Origin of the sequence: Amycolatopsis sp. (assembly GCF_035546795.1) — a bacterium.
Taxonomy (GTDB): domain Bacteria; phylum Actinomycetota; class Actinomycetes; order Mycobacteriales; family Pseudonocardiaceae; genus Amycolatopsis_E.
This window is the reverse complement of sequence record NZ_DASZWC010000002.1, coordinates 100,750-120,524: the sequence shown is the minus strand read 5'-3', so window position 1 is coordinate 120,524 and position 19,775 is coordinate 100,750. Positions and strand designations below refer to the sequence as shown.

Below are 19,775 nucleotides of genomic sequence, written 5' to 3'. Positions count from 1 at the left end.
CCGACCTACCCGTGGCACCCCGTTTCCGCCGTTGCTGCCGTCGGATTGGTGCCAACAACACAGCAGGAGGAACAGTGGATCTTCTCCCCTCACCCGACCAGCTCGAACTGGTCGGTGCCGCGTCCGAGTTCTGCGCCGAGCAGCTCCCGGTCAGCGCCATCCGGGACCGCCGGGCCGAGCCGGCCGCGATCGCCCGCAAGCTCTGGTCGGCCGGTGCCGAGCTGGGGCTGCTCGGGGTGAGCGTGGCCGAGGACGCCGGCGGTTCCGGCCTCCCGCTCGAAGACGAGGTCCTGCTGTTCCGCGAGCTCGGGCGACGGCTGGTGCCGGGCCCGCTGACGGCGTCGGTGCTCGGCGCGCGGCTCGCTTCGCTGACCGGGCACCGGGATCTGGCCGCCGCGATCGTCGCGGGCGAGACCCAGGTCGGCCTGGCCCAGCGCCGCGACGGCGAGCCGGGGCAGGCCCACTCGGTCACCGGCCGGTTCGACCTGTTCGACGCCCCGGACGCGGACTACCTGCTCGTCGTCGAGCCCGCCGGTGCCGGGCTGGTGGCGAAGGAGTCGTTCACCGGACTGACACCGGTCGAGAGCATCGACCCCGGCTCCCGGATGGCGGAGGCCGTGGCCGCCGAAGCGCCGTTGCTGTGCTGGGTGTCCACTGAGGACGATCCGATCCGGTTGCGTGGACTGGTTCTCTCGGCCGCGCTCCAGGTCGGCCTCGCCGAAGCGGCGAAGGAACTGGCCGTGGAGCACGCGAAGAACCGGGTGCAGTTCGGCCGTCCGATCGGGGTCAACCAGGCCGTCAAGCACGCGTGCGTGGACATGGCGGTGGCGGCCGAGGCAGCGTGGCAGCAGACCGTGTTCGCCGCGATCAGCCTGCGCTCGGCCCGTGCCGACGCGGAGTTCCAGGTGCTGGCCGCCAAGACCGTCGCCGGCCGGGCCGCCATCGGCAACGCCGAGGCGGGAATCCAGCTGCACGGCGGAATGGGCTACACCTACGAGCACGACATGCACCTCTACCTCAAGCGTGCGCACATGCTCGACCAGTTCTTCGGTTCACCACGGGAACATCTGGGTGAACTGCTCGCCGAGGAGGCCGCGCAATGAGCCGCCGGACCGTGGTCGCCGGGGTGGCGCTCGCCGACACCGCGAAGCTCGCCACCAACCCGTACGGGATGATCGCGCAGGCCAGCAGGCGCGCGCTCGCCGAGGCCGGGCTGCGGCCGGACCAGATCGACGGGCTCGGCTCCACCGGCCAGGGCACGCTGCCGCCGATCGAGGTCGCCGAATACCTCGGGCTGCGGCCGCGCTGGATCAACTCGACCTCGGTCGGCGGCGCGTCGTGGGAGGTCATGGTCGCGCACGCGGCCGACGCCATCGCCGCGGGCCATGCCGATGTCGTACTGCTGACCTACGGGTCGACGTCGCGTTCGGACCTGCGCAGCGGGCTGCGCACCGCGAACCTCAACTGGGGTTCGCGCGGTCCTCTGCAGTGGGAAGCGCCCTACGGGCACACACTGATCGCGAAGTACGCGATGGCCGCGCGCCGCCATATGCACGAGTACGGCACGACGATCGAGCAGCTCGCCGAGATCGCGGTGTCCGCGCGCGCCAACGCCAAGGACAACCCCGAGGCCGCCTACCGCGACCCGATCACGGTGGACGAAGTGCTGTCCGGGCGGATGATCGCCGACCCGTTCACGAAGCTGCACTGCTGCATCCGCTCGGACGGGGCGGCCGCCGCGGTGCTCGTCGCCGAGGACCGTGTTGCCGACCTGCCCGGGAAACCGGTGTGGGTACTGGGTTCCGGCGAAGCGGCGTCGCACATGTCGACGAGCCAGTGGGAGGACATGACCGCCGGGCCCGCCGCGGTCTCCGGGCCGCTGGCCTTCGAGCGCGCCGGGGTCACGCCGGACGACATCGACGTCTGCGAGATCTACGACGCGTTCACCTACATGCTGCTGACCTCCTTGGAGGACCTCGGTTTCTGCAAGAAGGGTGAGGGTGGCCCGTTCGTCGCCGACGGGCGGCTGCGGCTCGGCGGAGCGCTGCCGACCAACACCGACGGCGGCGGGCTTTCGGCCTGCCATCCGGGCCAGCGCGGCCTTTTCCTCGTCGTGGAGGCCGTGCGCCAGCTGCGCGGGGAAGCCGGGCCACGCCAGGTGCCCGACGCGAAACTGGCTTGTGTCAGCGGCACCGGCGGCTGGTTCTGTTCCAGTGGCACGGTGATCCTCGGCACGGACCAGCCGTGACCGCGTTGCGCGGACAGTTCAGCACGCTGGCGGAGGTGCTGGACGCGGCGGGGGAGCAGCACGGCGATCGGGAAGCCTATGTCGAGCCGGGAAAAGTCCGGCTCACCTTCGCGGAGCTGGCCCGCGCCTCCGACGGGCTCGCCGCCGCGCTGGCGGCGCGGGGCGTCGGGCACGGCGATGTCGTCGCGTTGATGCTGCCCTCGTCGGCCGACTACGCGATCTGCTACGCCGCGATCGCGCGGCTGGGCGCCGTCACCACGGGTCTCAACACCCGCCTCGGCCCGCGGGAGGTCGCCGCGGTGCTCGACCGCGCCCGCCCGGCGCTGGTCATCCGTGACACCGAGGCGGGTCTGCCCGAGCCCCCAGCGGAAATTCCGGTGCTGGCGCGGAAGGAACTCGCGGCCGCCTGCGACGGCCCTGGGCTCGCGGCGCCGGTGCCGGTGTCGCCCGCCGACCCGGTCGTGATCATCTGGACCAGCGGCACCACCGGCACGCCGAAGGGTGCCTGGTTCGACTCGCGCAACCTCGCCGCCGCGGCCGCCTCGGCCGGGGTGATGAGCGCGCCCTACGACCGCCGGCTCGTCGCGACCCCGTTCGCGCATGCCGGTTACATGGGCAAACTGTGGGACCAGCTGGCCTGGGGGATCGCCATGGTGATCTCGCCGGTGCCGTGGTCGGCCCCGGAGATGGCGCGGATCCTGCGCGAGGAACGGATCACCGTCGCGGGCGGAGTGCCGACGCAGTGGGCGAAGCTGCTGGAGGAGCCGGACAGCGGCGAGCTGCCCCACCTCCGGATCGGGATCGCCGCGACCGCGCCCGCGCCACCGGAACTGGTGGAGAAGACCGCGGCGCGGCTGGGGGTGCCGCTGGTCGTCCGGTACGCGATGACGGAGTCCCCGTCCATCTGCGGCACCGAGCCCGAGGACTCGCCCGAGACACAGTTCCGCACCGTCGGCCGTCCGCAGGACGGGATGGAGGTGGCGGTCACCGACGAGCAGGGAGTACCGGTGCCGCCAGGGAAAGTGGGCCGGGTCCGGGTGCGCGGCGGGTGCGTGATGCGCGGCTACTGGGGCCAGCCGGAGCTCACGGCCGAGGTGCTGACGCCGGACGGCTGGTTACTGAGCGGCGACTTCGGGAGCTTCACCCCCGAGGGCAACCTCGTGTTGTCCGGGCGCGCGTCGGATCTGTACATCCGCGGCGGCTACAACGTCTATCCGCTCGAAGTGGAGAACGTGCTGACCGAACATCCCGCTGTGGCGCGGGTCGCGGTCGTGGGCACGCCCGCGCCGGTGATCGGCGAGATCGGTGTCGCGTTCGTGGTGCCCGCCGACCCCTCCCGGCCGCCGACCCGCGACGCGCTGCGCGCGTGGACCAAGGACCGGCTCGCCGACTACAAGGCGCCGGACGAGGTGCGGATCGTGCCCGAACTGCCGCTCACCGCGATGCTCAAGATCGATCGCGATGCCTTGCGCGCCACCGCCGCGGCGGTCAGAACTCGATCTTGAGCGGGTCGGTGCCGGGCTCGGGAACGGCCTGGCAGCCCAGGAAGTAGCCCTCGGCGATCTCGTCCTCACCGAGCACCTCGTTGTGCAGCATGGTCACCCTGCCCTTGAGCAGGGTGGCCTGGCACGAGCCGCATTCGCCGTCGCGGCAGGAGTAGGGCGCGTCGATTCCCTTGCTCAGCAGGAAATCCACCAGCGGCACGGTGGCGGGCCAGTCCAGTGTGTGCGTCTCGCCGTTGACCTCGACCTCCACCGGCACGGTGTCTCCGCCGGCGGCCTCGGTGTCCTCCGGTGTGGGCACCGGCTCCGCGAACGGGTCGCCGGACAGCGAGGTGAAGACTTCCACGTGTACCCGGGATTTCGGCATTCCCGCCGTCGACAGCGCGTCGGTCACCGCGGCCATGAACGGGCCGGGGCCGCAGATGAAGGCGTCGTAGCCGGTGTACGGGGTGGCGAGCGCCTGCAGGTGCCCGCGCGCGGGCAGGCCCTGCACCGATTCGAGCCAGTGGATGACCGTCAGCCGGCGGGGATGCTTCGCGGCGAGCGCGGCCAGCTCACCGGCGAAGATGACCGAGGACTCGTCCCGGTTCGCGTAGATCAGCACGATCTTGCCGGACCCGCGCGCGAGCGCGGACTTCACGATCGAGATGATCGGCGTGATCCCGCTGCCGCCCGCGAACAGCAGCAGATCGGCGCCGAGGTCCTTCGGGGTGAACACGCCACCGGGCGGCAGCACGGTGATCTCCATCCCCGGCACGGCGTTCTCGCACAGCCAGTTCGAACCGTAGCCGTCCGCGGTGCGCTTGACCGTGACCGCGAGCTGCTCGTCCTGGTCGGGAGAGCTTGCGAGCGAATAGCAGCGGGCCACGGATCCGGTGCGCTCACTGGGAATCCGGAGTGTGAGGAACTGGCCTGGCCGGTAGCGGAACCGCTCGCGTTCGGCGTCGGGCACGTCGAACACCAGTGAGCGGGCGTCCGCGGTCTCCTCGACCACGCGGGAGACGCGGAGTGTGCTGGCACGGCCGGTGGTTTCCGTCATCGTATGTACCGTTCGTCAGAACCTGGGATCACGAACCGCGAGCCACGGAGACAAGTCCGGCCAGGCCGGTCCTCACGCGTGCTCGCTAGATATACATACTGTCAGAAACGTGAGCCTGCGACAACATGGCGAGTCCCACAGGCAGGGACGCCGGGCCGGGTTTCAGGCTTTCGGGCCCGGATTGAACAGGCCGCGCTCCATCGCGGTCGCGATCAGATCGGCGATTTCGCTCGCGGGCCGGTCCGGGCGCTGCTGCAGCGAGGTCTGGGGCACGTGCTCCAGCAGCGCACCCTGGATCACGGCCGCCAGATCGGCGTCCAGCGGATGCGGCCGCCGCACCCTGGCCAGCACCTGGAGCGCCGAGGAGTGCATGTCCCGGGTGGACTCACCGACCACGGCGAGCAGGCGCGGGTCGGAGGTGGTGCCCTCCAGCCACGCCCGCATGACGCCGAGGTAGCGCGAGTGGAAGGGCAGGTAGCCGGTCAGCCAGGTGCGCAGCTCGGTGGGGCCGTCCTCGGCCGAGGGGTCGACGTCGAGGAAGGCGCTGACCAGCTCCCGCATGTTCTCGGCGCATTCCCGGGTCAGCTGCAGCAGCAGATCCAGCTTTTCGTCGAAGTACTTGTAGAAGGTCCCGCGCGCGAAGCCCGCCTCGGCCACGACGTCGTCGACACCCGTGCCGTGGTAGCCCCGCTCGGCGAACAGATGCGCGCCCGCGTCGATCAGCTGCCGGACCGTCGCCGCGGCACGGGGCCGCAGCCCGGCCAGCCGGTCGGGGACGTTCTCCAGGCTCTCGTACCGCGCCGGCGCGGTACGAGCGGCCCGCCGCTTCGGGTGCGGCGGCAGCTCGACCATGTCGAACACGTCCAGCGGGGTTTCCGGGAACAGCAGCAGCTGCACGAAAACGGCCAGCCCGTCGAGCAGCTGGTCCGGGTTGAGCCGCTTCGGGGTGAGCCCCAGGTATCGGAAGTAGTTGAACCGGTGCACGACGCTGGTCATCGCGAGCGCCGCGTCCAGTGGCTCCAGCCCGCTCACCCCGGAGGACTCCAGGCGCTGCGCGATACGCGCGTCATAGGCCTTCGTGAAGCCGGTGACCAGCGGCCGAACGCTCGTGCCGGGCGTGTCGACGCTGGCCCACTGCACGAACATGGTGGCGTACTTGTCGTAGACGTAGGCCCATTCGCCGAGCCACCAGTGCAGGTTGTCGAAGCCCAGCCTGGTCGGCCCGAGCGGCCCGATCCGGCGGACCACCCGCATCAGCGCGGACCCGCACTCGTCGAGCAGCTCGACGAAGATCTGGTCCTTGCTCTCGAAGTACTGGTAGAGCGTGGACCGGGAGGTGCCCGCCGCCTTGGCGATGGCGTCGACCGAGGTGGCGTGGAAGCCCTGCGCCTCGAACAGCCGCAGGGTCTCCTCGACGATCTTCTGACGGGTGCGCGCGCCACGCTGCCCCACCACGAGGCTGGTGGGGCCGTAGCCCTCGCGCCGGAGGGTCTCGTTTTCTGACTGTGCTGCCATCGGCTTCAGGGTACGGCTAACCGGTGACCAGGAAGTCCGCGGACGCGCCGATGGCGACGCCACCGGTTTGCCGGGTCGCGGTCAGTTCCACGGTGACGAGCCGGCCCTCGGCGGTCTCCTCGATCGCCGTCACCTCGCCGCCGCAGGTCAGCACGTCGCCCGGCCACACCTGCTCGCGGAAGCGGGCCCGGAACCGGCGGACGTTCGCCGCGCCGAGCCAGTCCACCGCGAAGGACGCCAGCAGCGCGGCGGAATGCATGCCCTGGGAGAACACCGACGGATAGCCGGCGGAACGCGCCAGCGTGTCGTCATAGTGCATCGGGTTGAAGTCGCCCGACGCGCCGGCGTAGCGGGCGAACATGCGAGTGGTCAGGGGGCCGTACTCGCGCGGCTCGGCCTTGGTGCCGACGGTCAGCGCTGGTGTGCTGGTCACTGGGCACCTGCCTTCGGCGCGGTTTCGATCAGGGTCGAGCGGCCTTCGGCGACGAGGGTGCCGTCCGGCGCGCGGTATTCGGTGACGACCACGGCGAACCGCATCTTCCCGCCGCGCTTGCCCGGCTTCTCGTACCTGTCCTCGACGCGGTCCACGACGGTCAGCACATCGCCCGCCCGTGGCGGCGGCCCGTGGAAGACGTATTCCTGTTCGCCGTGCAGCAGGCGTTTACGGTCGAAACCGACGTCGACTCGCGCGCCTTCGGGCGCCCACAGGGCACTGCTGGTGAGGAAGGTCGGCGGCACGATGGCCCCGGGGCCGCGGTAGGCCGGGTCCTCGGACTGCATGGCCGTGGCGAACTCGGCGATCTTGCCGCGTTCGACGACCATCTCGTACTCCGCGCCGCGCGCGCCCACTGGTGCGTTCATCGCCTCTCCCTTTGCTCCCGGCCCAGTAACGTGACGTCAGAACATCCGCCTACCAGCCGGTCAATTCGTTCTGCACAAGCTAGCGGAGAAGTCATTTCTCTGCCAGATCCCTGGTTGCAGTATCGTGACGCTACTGTCAGAATACTGTTCAGGAAGCAGACTGGGAAGGAGCCGGGCTTGCGCAGCTACGAACACGTCTTCGTCGGCGGTGACTGGCGTGCTCCCGCGACGGACGGCCGGATCGAGGTGCGCTCGCCCGCAACCGGTGCGCCGGTGGGGTTCGTGCCGATGGCGACCGCGGCCGATGTGGACGCGGCGGTGCGCGCGGCGCGCGAGGCGTTCGACAACGGCCCTTGGCCGCGCTGGAGTCCGGGGGAGCGGGCGGACCTGCTCGGCCGTCTGGGCAAAGCTCTCAAAACGCGCGCGGGCGAACTCGCCGAACTGATCTCCGACGAGGTCGGCTCACCCCGCACCTGGGCGCGGACCGGTCAGGTCGCCACCGCGCTCGGCGCGCTGCACGCCGCGCGCGCGGTCGCGAACTCCTACCCCTGGAACGAAACCCGGCGCGGCGTGTTCGGCAACGACGTGCGCGTGCGCAAGCTGCCGGTCGGCGTCGTCGGCGCGATCGTGCCGTGGAACGCGCCGCTGTTCATCGCCGCGCTCAAGCTCGGGCCCGCGCTCGCCGCCGGGTGCACCGTCGTGCTCAAGCCCGCGCCGGAGGCGCCGTTGTCGGCCTTCGTGCTGGCCGAGGCCGCCGCCGAGATCGGCCTGCCGGACGGCGTGCTCAACGTCGTGCCCGGCGGCCCGGAAGCCGGCGAGCACCTGGTCGGCCACCCGGGCGTGGACAAGATCAGCTTCACCGGCTCCACCGCGGTGGGCCGCCGGATCGGCGCGCGGTGCGGTGCCGACATGCGCCGCTGCACCCTCGAGCTCGGGGGCAAATCGGCCGCCGTGCTGCTCGACGACGTGCGCCTCGACGAGGCCACGATCGGGCAGCTGGTGTCCGGGGCGATGGACAACAGCGGCCAGGTCTGCATGGCGCTGAGCCGTGTGCTGGTGCCCCGTGCCCGCTACGCCGAGGTGGTCGACGCGCTCGGCGCGGCCGTCGCGGCGCTGCGGGTCGGTGACCCGGCGGACCCGGAAACCCAGCTGGGCCCGGTGATCTCGGAACGTTCGCGCGAGCGCATCGAGGGCCATGTCCGCGCCGCGGTCGGCGCCGGTGCCCGGCTGGTGACCGGCGGGGTCCGCCCGGCGGCGCCCGGCTGGTTCCTCGAACCCGTCGTGCTGTCCGAAGTGGACAATCAGATGCCGGTGGCCCGCGAGGAGATCTTCGGCCCGGTCGCCACCGTCATCCCGTACGGCACCGAGGACGAGGCGGTCGCGATCGCCAACGACTCCGACTACGGGCTCGCCGGCGCGGTCTGGACCACCGACCCGGAAAGGGGCGAAGCGGTCGCCGCGCGGCTGCGCACCGGTTCGGTCGCGGTGAACTCGTCGGCGCCGATGGATCTCGGCAGCCCGTTCGGCGGGGTGCGCTCCTCGGGCACCGGCCGTGAAGGCGGGCCCGAGGGCATCGACGCCTACGTCGAACCCCAGACGATCGTGCTGCCCGTCAACTGACTTCGAAGGAGAAACACCAGTGGAGACTCTCGCCGCGGTGCTCTGGGAGCGCCGGGGGAAGTGGTCGATCGAACCCGTCGAGCTGGACCCGCCCGGCCCGCAGGAGGTGCTGGTCGAACTGCACGCCTCGGGCATGTGCCACTCCGACGAGCACATCGTCACCGGCGACATGCCCTTCCGGCTGCCGTGTATCGGCGGGCACGAGGGCGCCGGGGTGGTCAAGGAGGTCGGCTCACAGGTCAGCTCGGTGCAGCCGGGCGACCACGTCGTGTTCGGCTTCATGCCCTCGTGCGGCCGCTGCCCCTCCTGTTCCACCGGCCACCAGAGCCTGTGCGACCTGGGCGCGCGGCTGTACTCGGGCCGCCAGATCGCCGACGGCACGGCCCGCCACCACGCCCGCGGCCAGGACCTGTCCACCGCCTGCCTGGTCGGCTCGTTCGCATACCACACGGTGGCGCACGAGGCGAGCTGCATCAAGGTCGATCCGTCGGTGCCGCTCGACCGGGCCTGCCTGCTGGGCTGCGGGTTCGTCACCGGCTGGGGCTCCGCCGTCTACGCGGCCGGCGTCCGGCCCGGTGACACCGTGGCCGTCGCGGGCATCGGCGGGATCGGCGCCGCCGCGATCCAGGGCGCGAAGCTCGCCGGGGCGCGGGTGATCGTCGCGATCGACCCGGCCGCGGAGAAGAAGGAACACGCGCTCGCGATGGGCGCGACGCACGTCGCCTCCTCGTGGGAAGAGGCGCCCTCGGTGGTCGCCGACGCCACCTGGAACCGCGGCGTGGACAGGTTCATCTGCACCATGGGCGTCGGGGACGGCGCGCTGGTCGGCAAGGCGCTGGCGATGACGGCCAAGCGCGGGCGCCTCGTCGTCACCAACATCCACCCGATGGCCGAGAACTCGGTCAACGTCAACCTGATGGACCTGACGCTGACCGAGAAGCAGATCGTCGGCACGCTCTACGGCTCGGCCAACCCCCGTGCCGACATTCCCAAACTGCTCGAGCTCTACAGCGCCGGCCAGGTCGACCTCGACGGGGTCGTCTCCCGGACCTATCCGCTCGAAGGCATCAACGACGGTTACGCAGACATGCGCACCGGCCGGTTCCTGCGTGGCGTGCTGCGCTACCCGGCGGCCGGGTGAGGAGAACCCAGCGATGACGACAACCGAGAGTACCTCCGCGGACGTGCTCGACAACCTGGACTGGTGGACGCGGCCGGTCGCCGAGCGGGACGCGCTGTTCGCCCGGCTCCGTGCCGAGGACCCCCGCCCGTTCGTGCCCGAGCTCGACCTCAACGGCACCCCGCGCGGCGGCGGGTTCTGGGCGCTGACCCGCCTCGACGACGTCAAGGAGGTCAGCAAGCGCCCGGACGACTTCTGCTCGGGCAAGGGCATCAACATCTTCGACCAGCCGCCGCGGCTGAAGGAGTACCGCGGCTCGATCATCGACATGGACAACCCGGAGCACGCGCGCCACCGGCGGATCGTGTCCCGTGGTTTCACCGCGAAGACGCTCGCGGCGCTGCAGGAGGACGTGGACCGCACCGCGCACGAGATCGTCGGCTCCGTCGCGGAACGCGGTGAATGCGATTTCGTCACCGACGTCGCCGCGCTGCTGCCGTTGCGCATCGTGAACAACATGATGGGCATCCCGCGCAGCCAGGAGCGGTTCATCTTCGACCAGACCAACGTGATCATGGCCGCCAGCGACCCGGAGTACGTCGCGGACCAGACGCCGCGCAGCGTCGCCCGCGCGGTGATGGCCGCGGGGGAGAGCCTGGCCGATCTGCTGGAGGAGCTGGCACGGGAGCGGATCAAGAACCCGACCGACGACCTGATCTCCGCGCTCGTCGCGGCCAGGGCCGAGGAAAACCTTACGCCGCAAGAGCTTTCATCGTTCTTCGTGCTGCTGGTCGGCGCCGGCAACGAAACCACGCGCAACGCCATCGCGCACGGTCTGCTCGCGCTCACCCAGTTCCCGGACCAGCGCGCGCTGTGGCAGCAGGACCCCGACACCCACACCGGCCGCGCCGTCGAGGAGCTGGTGCGCTGGTCCTCCCCGGTGCTGCACATGCGCCGCACCGTCACGCGCGACGGCGTCCGGCTCGGTGAGCAGGAGTTCGCCGAGGGGGACAAGGTCGTGCTGTGGTACCGCTCGGCGAACCAGGACGAGCAGTACTTCACCGACCCGACGCGGTTCGACATCACCCGCGAGCCCAACCCGCACGTGACGTTCGGATCGCCGGGGCCACATCACTGCCTTGGCGCGAACCTCGCGCGGCTGGAGCTTTCGGTCGCCTTCCGCACGCTGTTCCAGCTGCTGCCCGACATCCGCGCGGTCAGCGAGCCCGACCTGCTTCGCTCGAACTTCCTGCACGGCATCAAGCACCTGCGCGCCGAGTTCACCCCGAAGGCGGTCCGATGAGCGAATCCGTTCTGCACCAAGACGAAGGCGGCATCCGCCGGATCACGCTCAACCGGCCGGAGTCGGCGAACGCGCTGCGGCCCGAAGACCGCAACCGCGTCATCGAACTGCTCGACGACGCCGACGGGAATCCGGACGTGCGGGTGGTCGTGCTCGCCGCGGCCGGCAGGCATTTCTGCTCGGGCGCGGACGTCGGCGGAATCGCGAAGTCCAAAGGGGACAAACGCGTCACCGATGGGATGCGCCGGATCATGAACGGGGCGCAGCGGCTGATCGCGGCGGTGCTGGACTGCGGCAAACCGGTGATCGCGGTCGTGCAGGGCGCGGCCGCCGGCATCGGCGCGCACCTGGCGCTGGCCGCGGACCTCGTGGTGGCCAGTGAGGAGGCCACCTTCGTCGAGTCGTTCGTGCGGCGGGGGCTGGTCGTCGACGGTGGCGGCGCGTACCTGCTGCCGCGCCGGCTCGGTATGCAGAAGGCGAAGGAGCTGGCCTTCTTCGGCGACAAACTGCCCGCCGCCGAAGCACTCGCGCTGGGACTGGTCAACCGGGTCGTGCCCGCGACCGAGCTGGCGAAGACGGCCGAGGAGTTCGCGCAGCGCCTGGCCACCGGCCCGACCAGCGCGATCACCCTCACCAAGCGCCTGCTCAACGACTCCCCGGACGGGGACAGGGCGGCCGCCTTCCTGGCCGAGGGCATGGCACAGGAGCTCCAGTCCCACGCTCACGACTCGGGCGAGGGCGTGCGCTCGTTCGTCGAACGCAGGCCCGCCGAGTTCCGGGGCTGGTGAAAGGAGATCCGATGGCGACAAGGACCGATCTGCCCACAGTGGACGATGACAGCCGCGTCTACTGGGAGGCCTACCGCGAAGGCCGGTTCCTCATCGCGGAATGCGGCGCCTGCGGCCGGGTGCACCACTATCCGAGACCGTCCTGCCCGTTCTGCTGGAGCGAGGACGTCTTCCCGGTGGACGCCTCCGGCAACGCCACGCTCTATACGTATTCGACCGTGTACGTGAACGATCTGCCGCCGTTCAAAGAGCGGCTGCCGTACGTGGCGGCCATGGTCGAGCTCGCCGAAGGCCCGCGGGTGATGAGCACCGTGATCGGCTGCGAGCCCGCCGAGCTGGAGATCGGGATGCCGCTGGTGGTGGACTTCCAGCCGCTGACCGACGAGCTCACCGCCCCCGTTTTCCGTCCCGCCCCCGACGAAGGAAAGATCCGATGAGTTCCCTGCTCGAAGGCAAGATCGCGGTGGTGACCGGCGCCGGGCACGGCATCGGCCGCGCGCACGCGCTGGAACTGGCCCGCCACGGCGCGACCGTGGTCGTCAACGACCTCGGCTCCTCGGTGTCCGGCGAAGGACAGGGCCGTGACGCCGACCAGGTCGTGGACATCATCGCCGCCCGCGGCGGCAAGGCGATCGCCGACTACGGCGACGTCGGCGACGAGGACCAGGTCGAGGCCATGGTGGCCAGGGCGTTCGACGAGTTCGGGCACTTGGACATCGTGGTGAACAACGCCGGCATCGTGCGTGACCGGGCGATCTGGAACATGACCGCGCAGGACTTCGACCTCGTCATGCGGGTGCACGTGCGCGGCACCTGGCTGACCAGCCGCGCCGTCGCGAAGCGGTGGCGGGCGCTGGCCAAGAGCGACGGCGGCTCGGTGTACGGCCGGATCATCAACACCACCTCGGGCGCGGGCCTGCTCGGCAACTTCGGGCAGAGCAACTACAGCGCGGCCAAGGCGGCGATCGCCGGGCTGACCCAGACGCTGAGCCTGGAGCTGGCGAGCATCGGGGTGACCGTGAACGCGATCAGCCCCGGCGGGGTCACCCGGCTCTCCAGCGCGGTCTCCGGCCAGGAGGCCGTCGAGCCCGACGAGCGGCCCGAGGACGTGTTCGACCCCAAGGACCCGTCGCTGGCCTCGCCGGTGGTGGCGTGGCTGGCGAGCGAGCAGGCCGGGCACGTCAGCGGCCAGGTCGTCCGCGCGCTCGGCGAGGAGCTGTCGCTCATGCAGGGGTGGACGAAGCGGGTCACCACGTCCAACGGCGGCCGGCGCTGGGACGCGACCAAGCTCGGCACGGTCATGGCCACCGAGATCTTCCAGACCCGGACCCCGGGCCTGCGGCTGGGGAGCTGATGACCGTGCAGATCACCGTCGACCGGACCCGGTGCACCGGTCAGGCCATGTGCGAGTCCATCGCGCCCGACCTGTTCCAGGTCGACGACGAGGGAATGCTGTCGCTGTCCGCCGAAACCGTGCCGGACGGCAGGCTGGACGACGTGGAGCAGGCCGTCGCGTGCTGCCCGAACGAAGCGCTGCGGCTGTCGTCATGACCCTGGTCGTGGTCGGTGCCTCGCTGGCGGGGCTGCGCGCCGTCGAGGCCGCCCGGCAGGCGGGGTTCACCGGGCGGATCGTGCTGATCGGCGCGGAGGAACACCTGCCCTACGACCGGCCGCCGCTGTCGAAGGCGTTCCTGGAGGACGCCGAGCCGACGGTGCCGACGTACCGCACCGGGCAAGCGCTGCGCGAGGACCTCGGCGTCGAGCTGATGCTCGGCACCGCCGCCACCGGGCTGGATGTCGCCGGGCGCGCGGTCCTCGTGGGCGGACAGGCGGTGCGCTACGACGGGCTTGTGCTCGCAACCGGTGCCGCAGCAAGGAAATCCCCGCTGCCCGGAGTGCGCACGTTGCGCACCCTGGACGACGCGATCGCGGTCCGCGAGGCACTGGATGCCGGGGCCCGCACGGTGGTGATCGGTGCCGGGTTCATCGGCTCCGAGATCGCCTCCGGCGCCCGTGCCCGCGGCCTCGACGTCACGGTCGTGGAGGCGCTGCCGACGCCGCTCGTGCGCGCGGTCGGGGCGCAGATGGGCGAGATCTGCGCGGACCTGCACCGCCGCAACGGCACCGGCCTGCGCTGCGGTGTCCAGGTCACGTCGTTCGACGAGGGCCGCGTCACGTTGTCCGACGGCGTGGTGCTGCCCGCGGACCTGGTCGTCGCCGGTGTGGGAGCCGTGCCCGCGACGGGCTGGCTCGAAGGCTCCGGCCTCACGCTCGACGACGGCGTGGTGTGCGACGAGACCCTGCGAGCCGGGCCCGGCATCTACGCCGCGGGCGATGTCGCGCGCTGGCACAACCCGGCGTTCGGCCGCTCGATGCGGTTGGAGCACTGGACTTCCGCCGCCGAACAGGCGCGGGTCGCGGCCCGCAACGCGATCGACCCGGCGGGCGCCGCCGTCTGCCGGGTGGTGCCGTACTTCTGGTCGGACTGGTACGGCGACCGTATCCAGTTCGCCGGGGTGCCCGCCGCCGACGAGGTGCGCGTGGTGGACGACGGCCCCGGGCGCCTGGTCGCGCTCTACCGCGAGGGCGGCAGGCTGGCCGGCGCGCTCACCCTCAACGGGCGCGCCAAGGTCATGAAATACCGCGGCCTCATCCAGCGCGGGGCATCCTGGGCCGAGGGGCTCGCGTTCGCGGCGGCCGGAAAGAACGTCAACGTCGACAAAGGAGGAGTGCCGGTATGAAACTCAAGCCGGGAAGCAGACTGCGCAGCCAGGTGGACGGCACCGAGATCATCGTCGTGCGGGCCCCCGCGGAGGACATCGTGGTGTCCTGCGGCGGCCACCCGATGATCGACGCCAAGGAGCAGCCCGCCGCGGGCCTGGCCGCCGCCGGCACGGGTGAGGCGACCAAGCTCGGCAAGCGCTACACGGCGCGGGACATGGAGCTGCTGGTGACCAAACCCGGCGCCCACGGCCTCGCCGCGGACGGCGAGCCGCTCGTGCTGAAGGAAGCCAAGCCGCTGCCTGCGAGCGATTAGGTGGACGGCCTCGCCGAGGCATTCCAGCGGTTCGAGCGGGTGCCGATCCCGCTGGCGGGCCGGCGCGCGTCGGCGGTCGCGATCGTGGTGTCCGACGACGGCGAGCCGGGGATGTGGCTGACCCGCCGGACACCGAAACTCCGCGCGCACCCGGGGCAGTTCGCGTTGCCGGGCGGGCGTTTCGACGACGGCGAGGACGCGGTGGACGCCGCGGTGCGCGAGCTTCGCGAGGAGCTCGGCATCATCGTCGGCCGCGAGCGGTGTCTCGGCCTGCTGGACGACTACGCCACCCGGTCCGGGTACGTGATCACGCCGGTGGTGCTGCGCTGCGACGACGGTCAGCGGCCCGAGCCGAACCCAGCGGAGGTGGCCGAGGTGCACCGGATCCCGTTGGGGGACCTGGATGTCGAACCGCGCTACCTGACCATTCCGGAGTCGGACCGGCCGGTGATCCAGCTGCCGCTGCTGGGCAGGCTGCTGCACGCGCCGACCGCCGCGGTGCTGTTCCAGTTCCGCGAGCTGGCGCTGCATGGCAGGCAGACCCGCGTCGCCGAGCTGGAACAGCCCGTTTTCGCCTGGCGGTAGCCGGACCGGGCCGGTGCGAAGCACCGGAGCCCCCGCTCCGGGAAGATCGATCGTCCACATCGGACCGAGTGTGTCCGGCGCCACTCCCGCGTGGAACGGCCTATCGTGAACAGGTCGCAGGAAGGGGTGACAAGGTGGCGGAAGAGGGCGCGGGCAGGCGGCGCAGCCGTCGCGGGCAGGGCGACCGGCTGCGGGCCGAGGTGCTCGAAGCGGTGAACCGCCTGCTCGACGAATGGGGCAGCGACGAGAAGCTGACGATGCGGGCGGTGGCCAAGGAGGTCGGCGTGGCCGCGCCCAGCATCTACCTGCACTTCACCGACAAGGCCGAGCTCGTCTGGGCGGCGCTGACCGACAAGTACGAGCAGCTCGCCGCCACCATGCGCGCGGCCGATCTCGCCGCGGCCGCGGGCGGGCCGCGCGAGCGGCTGCGCGCCCAGGTGCATGCCTACTGCCGGTTCGCGGTGCAGAACCGTGGCCACTACCGGCTGATGTACGAGGTGCGCCAGCCCTCCGTCGAACCGGGCAGGCTGGGCCTGCACCCGGCGCGGCTGGTTTCGCGGGGCCTGCGCGCGGCGCTGGCCCGGTGCGCCGAGGGCGGTTACCGGCTGTCCCTGCCGCTGCACCAGGCGACCCAGACATTGTGGACCGGCCTGCACGGCATCGTTTCGATGCAGCACAGCCTGGCGATGGACACCTCGCCCGAGGTGCTGGACGGGCTCGCCGACGGGCTGGTGGATCTGCTCGTCGCCGCCGAACCGGGGGACGGGCCGGTGTACCCGCCGGACACGCTGGTCGAGAAGCTGATCGCGGAAACCGTCATCGACAGTGGCGAAAGTCTCGGCGACAGGTAGGTCAATGATATAAATAATTCTCCTATCGACAGTGTTGTCCAGGAGGGTTACCAATGCGACCGGAAGCAGGCGGATACGCGTCCGCGGTGGGCTCGCTCTCAGCAATCCGTTTCCGCCGTGGCCGTGGCCGGATCGGTAACGAACGGCAGAGTATGAAACGTGGTAACGGAATCCGCGCGTTACTGCTCGCCGGAGTCCTGTTCTCCAGCCTGTTCGCCGGAGCCGCCACGGTGGATGCCGCGACGGCGGGCGGCTGCAGCGATGTGAGCGTGCCGGCCGGGCTGGCGCCGGGGCTGCCCCGCGACCAGCAGATCTACGGCCGGCTGTGCCTGCCCGCCGGGCCGGCCCCGAAGGTGCTGCAGCTCCTCGTGCACGGGGCGAGCTACGACCACACCTACTGGGATTTCCCGGGTTCGGACGGCCAGTATTCCTACACCCGCGCGATGACGTCGGCGGGATACGCGACGCTGGCGATCGACCAGCTGGGCGTCGGCCGCAGTTCGCATCCGCTCAGTGTGCTGGCCACCCAGCTCGCGGCGGCGAACGCGGTGCACGACGTGGTCACCGCGGCGCGCTCGGGCGGGCTCGGCCCGGCCTTCCCGAAGGTGGTGCTGGTGGGCCATTCGTTCGGTTCGCTCACGTCGTGGCTGGAGGCCGGGACGTACCAGGACGTGGACGGCGTGCTCGTCTCCGGCGCGTCGCACGTGCTCGCACCGACCGTCATCCCCCGGCTGCTCACGCTCGTGCGCCCGGCCCAGCTCGACCCGGTCACGGCGAGCCGGGTGCCGCCGCTGGATCCGGGCTACCTCAGCATTCCCGGCGCCCGGGCACAGTTCTTCTACTACCTGCCCAACGCCGATCCCGCCGTGATCGCCCAGGACGAGGCGACCCGCAGCGAGTCGCCGTCCGGGGTGCTGGCGACGGTGCCCGTCTACATCCCCTCCACGCTCGGGATCCGGGTGCCGGTACTGGAGGTCAACGGCACCTATGACGTCCCCTTCTGTGCCCAGGGCGGTGCCGGCTCGATCACCGACTGTGCCACCGACGCGAGCCTGCACGCCTCCGAGGCGTTGTTCTTCACCCCGGCCGCGCAGCTGGAGACCGCGGTGATCCCGGATGCCGGGCACAACCTGAATCTGCAGCGCAACGCCGGTGTGTTCTTCGACCGGGCACTGAGCTGGTTCCAGCGGCGATTTTCTGTCCAATGAGGACAGTGGGTGAGACGTTGGCGCGGCGCAGTGGATCCCGTATAGTCCTTAATTATCTAGTTGATTGAAGTACTTTCCCGGTCGAGGAGTGAACTGATGACCGTACTGGTGGACCGGCGCGACGCGGTGACCGTCGTGACGATCAACCGGCCGGAGGCCCGCAACGCACTCGACGCCGAGACGATGGCGGGTATCGGCGAGGCGCTGGTCGCGGCCGAGCAGGATCCCGGGGTCGGGGCGGTCGTGCTGACCGGCGCGGGCGACCGCGCGTTCTGCGCGGGGATGGACCTGCGGGCGTTCGCCGCGGGCGGTGCGGTGATCGACGAGTCCCGGCCGGGGCTGGAGGTCTTCACCCAGCGCGTCTACCCGAAACCGCTCATCGCCGCGGTCAACGGCACGGCGGTCGCCGGCGGGTTCGAACTGGTGCTGGCGTGCGACCTGGTGGTCGCGGCCGAGCACGCGAAGTTCGGGCTGCCGGAGGTGAAGCGCGGCCTCGTCGCGGCAGGCGGCGGCACGAACCTGCCCCGGCGGCTGCCGCTCGCGCTGGCACTGGAGATCGCCTTGACGGGCGAGACCTTCGACGCGGCACGGGCGCTCGAGCTCGGCTTGATCAACCGCGTGGCGCCCGGTGCGCGCGTCCTCGACGAGGCGCTCGCGCTGGCGAACACCATCGCCCGCAACGGGCCGCTGGCCCTGCGGGTCACCAAGGAGCTGATGGTCGCGCAGGCGCGCGGCGCGGCGCAGGAAGAGGTCGCCGCCGCGGCCGCGCCCGTGTTCGCCAGCGCCGACGCGAAGGAGGGCGCGACCGCTTTCGCGGAGAAGCGCGAACCGCGGTGGACGGGCGCCTGATGACCACACGAGACAACAGCGAAGGAGGCGGTCGTCGTGCGTGACGCGGTGATCGTGGAAGCCGTCCGCACCCCGGTGGGCAAGCGGAACGGCGCACTGTCCGGGGTGCACCCGGTGGACTTGTCGGCGCGGGTGCTGCGCGCCGCCGCGGAACGCTCGGGAATCGACCCGGCGCTCGTGGACGACGTGGTCTGGGGCTGTGTGGGCCAGGTCGGCGAGCAGACCTTCGACATCGCGCGCAACGCGGTGCTCTCGGCGGGCTGGCCGCTTTCGGTGCCGGGCACGACGGTGGACCGCCAGTGCGGTTCGTCACAGCAGTCCGTTCACTTCGCGGCGGCCGGACTGATCAGTGGCCAGTACGACGTGGTCGTGGCCGGCGGCGTGGAGTCGATGAGCCGAGTGCCGATGGCGCAGGCCGTCGGCGACGCGAACCCGTTCGGTCCCGCGCTGGAAACCCGGCTCGGCGGAGTGCCGCCGAACCAGGGCATCGGCGCGGAGATGATCGCCGAACGCTGGGGGCTTTCGCGCACGCAGCTCGACGAGTTCTCCCTCGCCTCGCACGAAAAGGCGGCCACGGCGCAGGACGAGGGCCGGTTCAAGGCGCAGATCGTGCCCATCACCCTCGACGACGGCACCGTGGTCGAGGTGGACGAGGGCGTCCGGCGCGGCGGCAGCCTCGAATCGCTGGCCAAGCTCAAGACCGTGTTCAAGCCCGACGGCGTGATCCACGCGGGCAACAGCTCGCAGATCAGCGACGGCGCGTCCGCGCTGCTCATGACCACCAGCGAGAAGGCGGCCGAGCTCGGCCTGACGCCGATCGCCCGGGTGCACACCGCCGTCGTCGCCGCGGACGACCCGGTCATCATGCTGACCGCGCCGATCCCCGCGACCAAGAAGGCGCTGGCGAAGTCCGGGCTGGACGTGTCCGAGATCGGCGCCTTCGAGGTGAACGAGGCGTTCGCCCCGGTGCCGCTGGCGTGGCTGGCCGACATCGGCGCCGACGCGAAGGCCCTCAACCCCAACGGCGGCGCGATCGCGATCGGGCACCCGCTCGGCGGCAGTGGCGCCCGCATCATGACCACCCTCGTGCATCACATGCGCGACAACGGAATCCGCTACGGCTTGCAGACGATGTGCGAGGGCGGCGGCCAGGCCAACGCCACCATCCTCGAACTCGTCTAGGGGTTTCGGGAAGTGGTTTGGGTGGCCGAACCTGAGGCGGTCCCTGACTCCGGGATCTCCTCGTCGT

21 protein-coding genes are annotated in these 19,775 nt (G+C 71.1%); 17 read left to right on the top strand and 4 right to left on the bottom strand.

Annotation, left to right across the window (positions count from 1 at the left end):
* Window positions 1-74: 74 nt before the first annotated feature.
* Genes VHD82_RS02180 through VHD82_RS02170 form a run of 3 tightly spaced genes read left to right on the top strand, consistent with a single transcriptional unit; the run spans window position 75 to window position 3,753 of the window.
* The gene (locus VHD82_RS02180; protein WP_325696389.1) at window positions 75-1,103 is read left to right on the top strand and encodes an acyl-CoA dehydrogenase family protein; all 1,029 of its coding nucleotides are present in this window, start codon (window positions 75-77) and stop codon (window positions 1,101-1,103) included.
* A complete protein-coding gene (locus VHD82_RS02175; protein ID WP_325696387.1) occupies window positions 1,100-2,248 on the top strand; it encodes an acetyl-CoA acetyltransferase in 1,149 nt (382 codons plus the stop codon). The genes VHD82_RS02180 and VHD82_RS02175 overlap by 4 nt, the downstream gene beginning before the upstream one ends.
* Window positions 2,245-3,753, top strand: coding sequence for a class I adenylate-forming enzyme family protein (locus tag VHD82_RS02170; protein ID WP_325696385.1), 1,509 nt, complete (start codon window positions 2,245-2,247; stop codon window positions 3,751-3,753). The genes VHD82_RS02175 and VHD82_RS02170 overlap by 4 nt, the downstream gene beginning before the upstream one ends.
* Here VHD82_RS02170 and VHD82_RS02165 read toward each other — a convergent pair.
* The 4 genes from VHD82_RS02165 to VHD82_RS02150 form a co-directional block, all read right to left on the bottom strand.
* A complete protein-coding gene (locus VHD82_RS02165) occupies window positions 3,737-4,789 on the bottom strand; it encodes a ferredoxin--NADP reductase (RefSeq protein WP_325696383.1) in 1,053 nt (350 codons plus the stop codon). The genes VHD82_RS02170 and VHD82_RS02165 overlap by 17 nt on opposite strands.
* Before the next feature lie 162 nt (window positions 4,790-4,951).
* A complete protein-coding gene (locus VHD82_RS02160) occupies window positions 4,952-6,304 on the bottom strand; it encodes a TetR/AcrR family transcriptional regulator (protein WP_325696381.1) in 1,353 nt (450 codons plus the stop codon).
* Between the two features lie 16 nt (window positions 6,305-6,320).
* Entirely contained in the window at window positions 6,321-6,737 is a 417-nt protein-coding gene (locus VHD82_RS02155) for a MaoC/PaaZ C-terminal domain-containing protein (protein WP_325696379.1), read from the bottom strand.
* A complete protein-coding gene (locus VHD82_RS02150; RefSeq protein WP_325696377.1) occupies window positions 6,734-7,165 on the bottom strand; it encodes an FAS1-like dehydratase domain-containing protein in 432 nt (143 codons plus the stop codon). Before VHD82_RS02150 ends, VHD82_RS02155 begins: the two co-directional genes overlap by 4 nt.
* 177 nt (window positions 7,166-7,342) lie before the next feature.
* Here VHD82_RS02150 and VHD82_RS02145 point away from each other — a divergent pair, with 177 nt between their 5' ends.
* The 14 genes from VHD82_RS02145 (at window position 7,343) to VHD82_RS02080 (ending at window position 19,708) form a co-directional block, all read left to right on the top strand.
* The gene (locus VHD82_RS02145; RefSeq protein WP_325696375.1) at window positions 7,343-8,785 is read left to right on the top strand and encodes an aldehyde dehydrogenase; all 1,443 of its coding nucleotides are present in this window, start codon (window positions 7,343-7,345) and stop codon (window positions 8,783-8,785) included.
* Between the two features lie 19 nt (window positions 8,786-8,804).
* Window positions 8,805-9,926, top strand: coding sequence for an NDMA-dependent alcohol dehydrogenase (locus VHD82_RS02140; RefSeq protein ID WP_325696373.1), 1,122 nt, complete (start codon window positions 8,805-8,807; stop codon window positions 9,924-9,926).
* Between the two features lie 13 nt (window positions 9,927-9,939).
* On the top strand, window positions 9,940-11,208 hold the full coding sequence (locus VHD82_RS02135; protein ID WP_325696371.1) for a cytochrome P450: 1,269 nt from the start codon (window positions 9,940-9,942) through the stop codon (window positions 11,206-11,208).
* Window positions 11,205-11,996 (top strand): enoyl-CoA hydratase/isomerase family protein, encoded by a 792-nt coding sequence (locus VHD82_RS02130; RefSeq protein WP_325696369.1) that lies wholly within the window; start codon window positions 11,205-11,207, stop codon window positions 11,994-11,996. The genes VHD82_RS02135 and VHD82_RS02130 overlap by 4 nt, the downstream gene beginning before the upstream one ends.
* Before the next feature lie 11 nt (window positions 11,997-12,007).
* Entirely contained in the window at window positions 12,008-12,433 is a 426-nt protein-coding gene (locus VHD82_RS02125; protein WP_325696367.1) for a Zn-ribbon domain-containing OB-fold protein, read from the top strand.
* Window positions 12,430-13,350, top strand: coding sequence for an SDR family NAD(P)-dependent oxidoreductase (locus tag VHD82_RS02120; protein ID WP_325696365.1), 921 nt, complete (start codon window positions 12,430-12,432; stop codon window positions 13,348-13,350). Before VHD82_RS02125 ends, VHD82_RS02120 begins: the two co-directional genes overlap by 4 nt.
* Entirely contained in the window at window positions 13,350-13,547 is a 198-nt protein-coding gene (locus VHD82_RS02115) for a ferredoxin (RefSeq protein ID WP_325696363.1), read from the top strand. The genes VHD82_RS02120 and VHD82_RS02115 overlap by 1 nt, the downstream gene beginning before the upstream one ends.
* The gene (locus VHD82_RS02110; protein ID WP_325696362.1) at window positions 13,544-14,737 is read left to right on the top strand and encodes an NAD(P)/FAD-dependent oxidoreductase; all 1,194 of its coding nucleotides are present in this window, start codon (window positions 13,544-13,546) and stop codon (window positions 14,735-14,737) included. The genes VHD82_RS02115 and VHD82_RS02110 overlap by 4 nt, the downstream gene beginning before the upstream one ends.
* Complete coding sequence (locus VHD82_RS02105) at window positions 14,734-15,033, top strand: hypothetical protein (protein ID WP_325696360.1); 300 nt, start codon at window positions 14,734-14,736, stop codon at window positions 15,031-15,033. Before VHD82_RS02110 ends, VHD82_RS02105 begins: the two co-directional genes overlap by 4 nt.
* A complete protein-coding gene (locus tag VHD82_RS02100) occupies window positions 15,034-15,618 on the top strand; it encodes a CoA pyrophosphatase (protein ID WP_325696358.1) in 585 nt (194 codons plus the stop codon).
* 134 nt (window positions 15,619-15,752) lie between these two features.
* On the top strand, window positions 15,753-16,469 hold the full coding sequence (locus VHD82_RS02095) for a TetR/AcrR family transcriptional regulator (protein ID WP_325696356.1): 717 nt from the start codon (window positions 15,753-15,755) through the stop codon (window positions 16,467-16,469).
* A gap of 152 nt (window positions 16,470-16,621) precedes the next feature.
* Complete coding sequence (locus VHD82_RS02090; protein WP_325696354.1) at window positions 16,622-17,677, top strand: alpha/beta hydrolase; 1,056 nt, start codon at window positions 16,622-16,624, stop codon at window positions 17,675-17,677.
* 96 nt (window positions 17,678-17,773) lie between these two features.
* The gene (locus VHD82_RS02085) at window positions 17,774-18,526 is read left to right on the top strand and encodes a crotonase/enoyl-CoA hydratase family protein (RefSeq protein WP_325696352.1); all 753 of its coding nucleotides are present in this window, start codon (window positions 17,774-17,776) and stop codon (window positions 18,524-18,526) included.
* Window positions 18,527-18,562: 36 nt separating this feature from the next.
* Window positions 18,563-19,708 carry a thiolase family protein gene (locus tag VHD82_RS02080; RefSeq protein ID WP_325696350.1) on the top strand — a complete coding sequence of 382 codons (1,146 nt, stop codon included), beginning with the start codon at window positions 18,563-18,565 and terminating at the stop codon, window positions 19,706-19,708.
* Window positions 19,709-19,775: the final 67 nt, after the last annotated feature.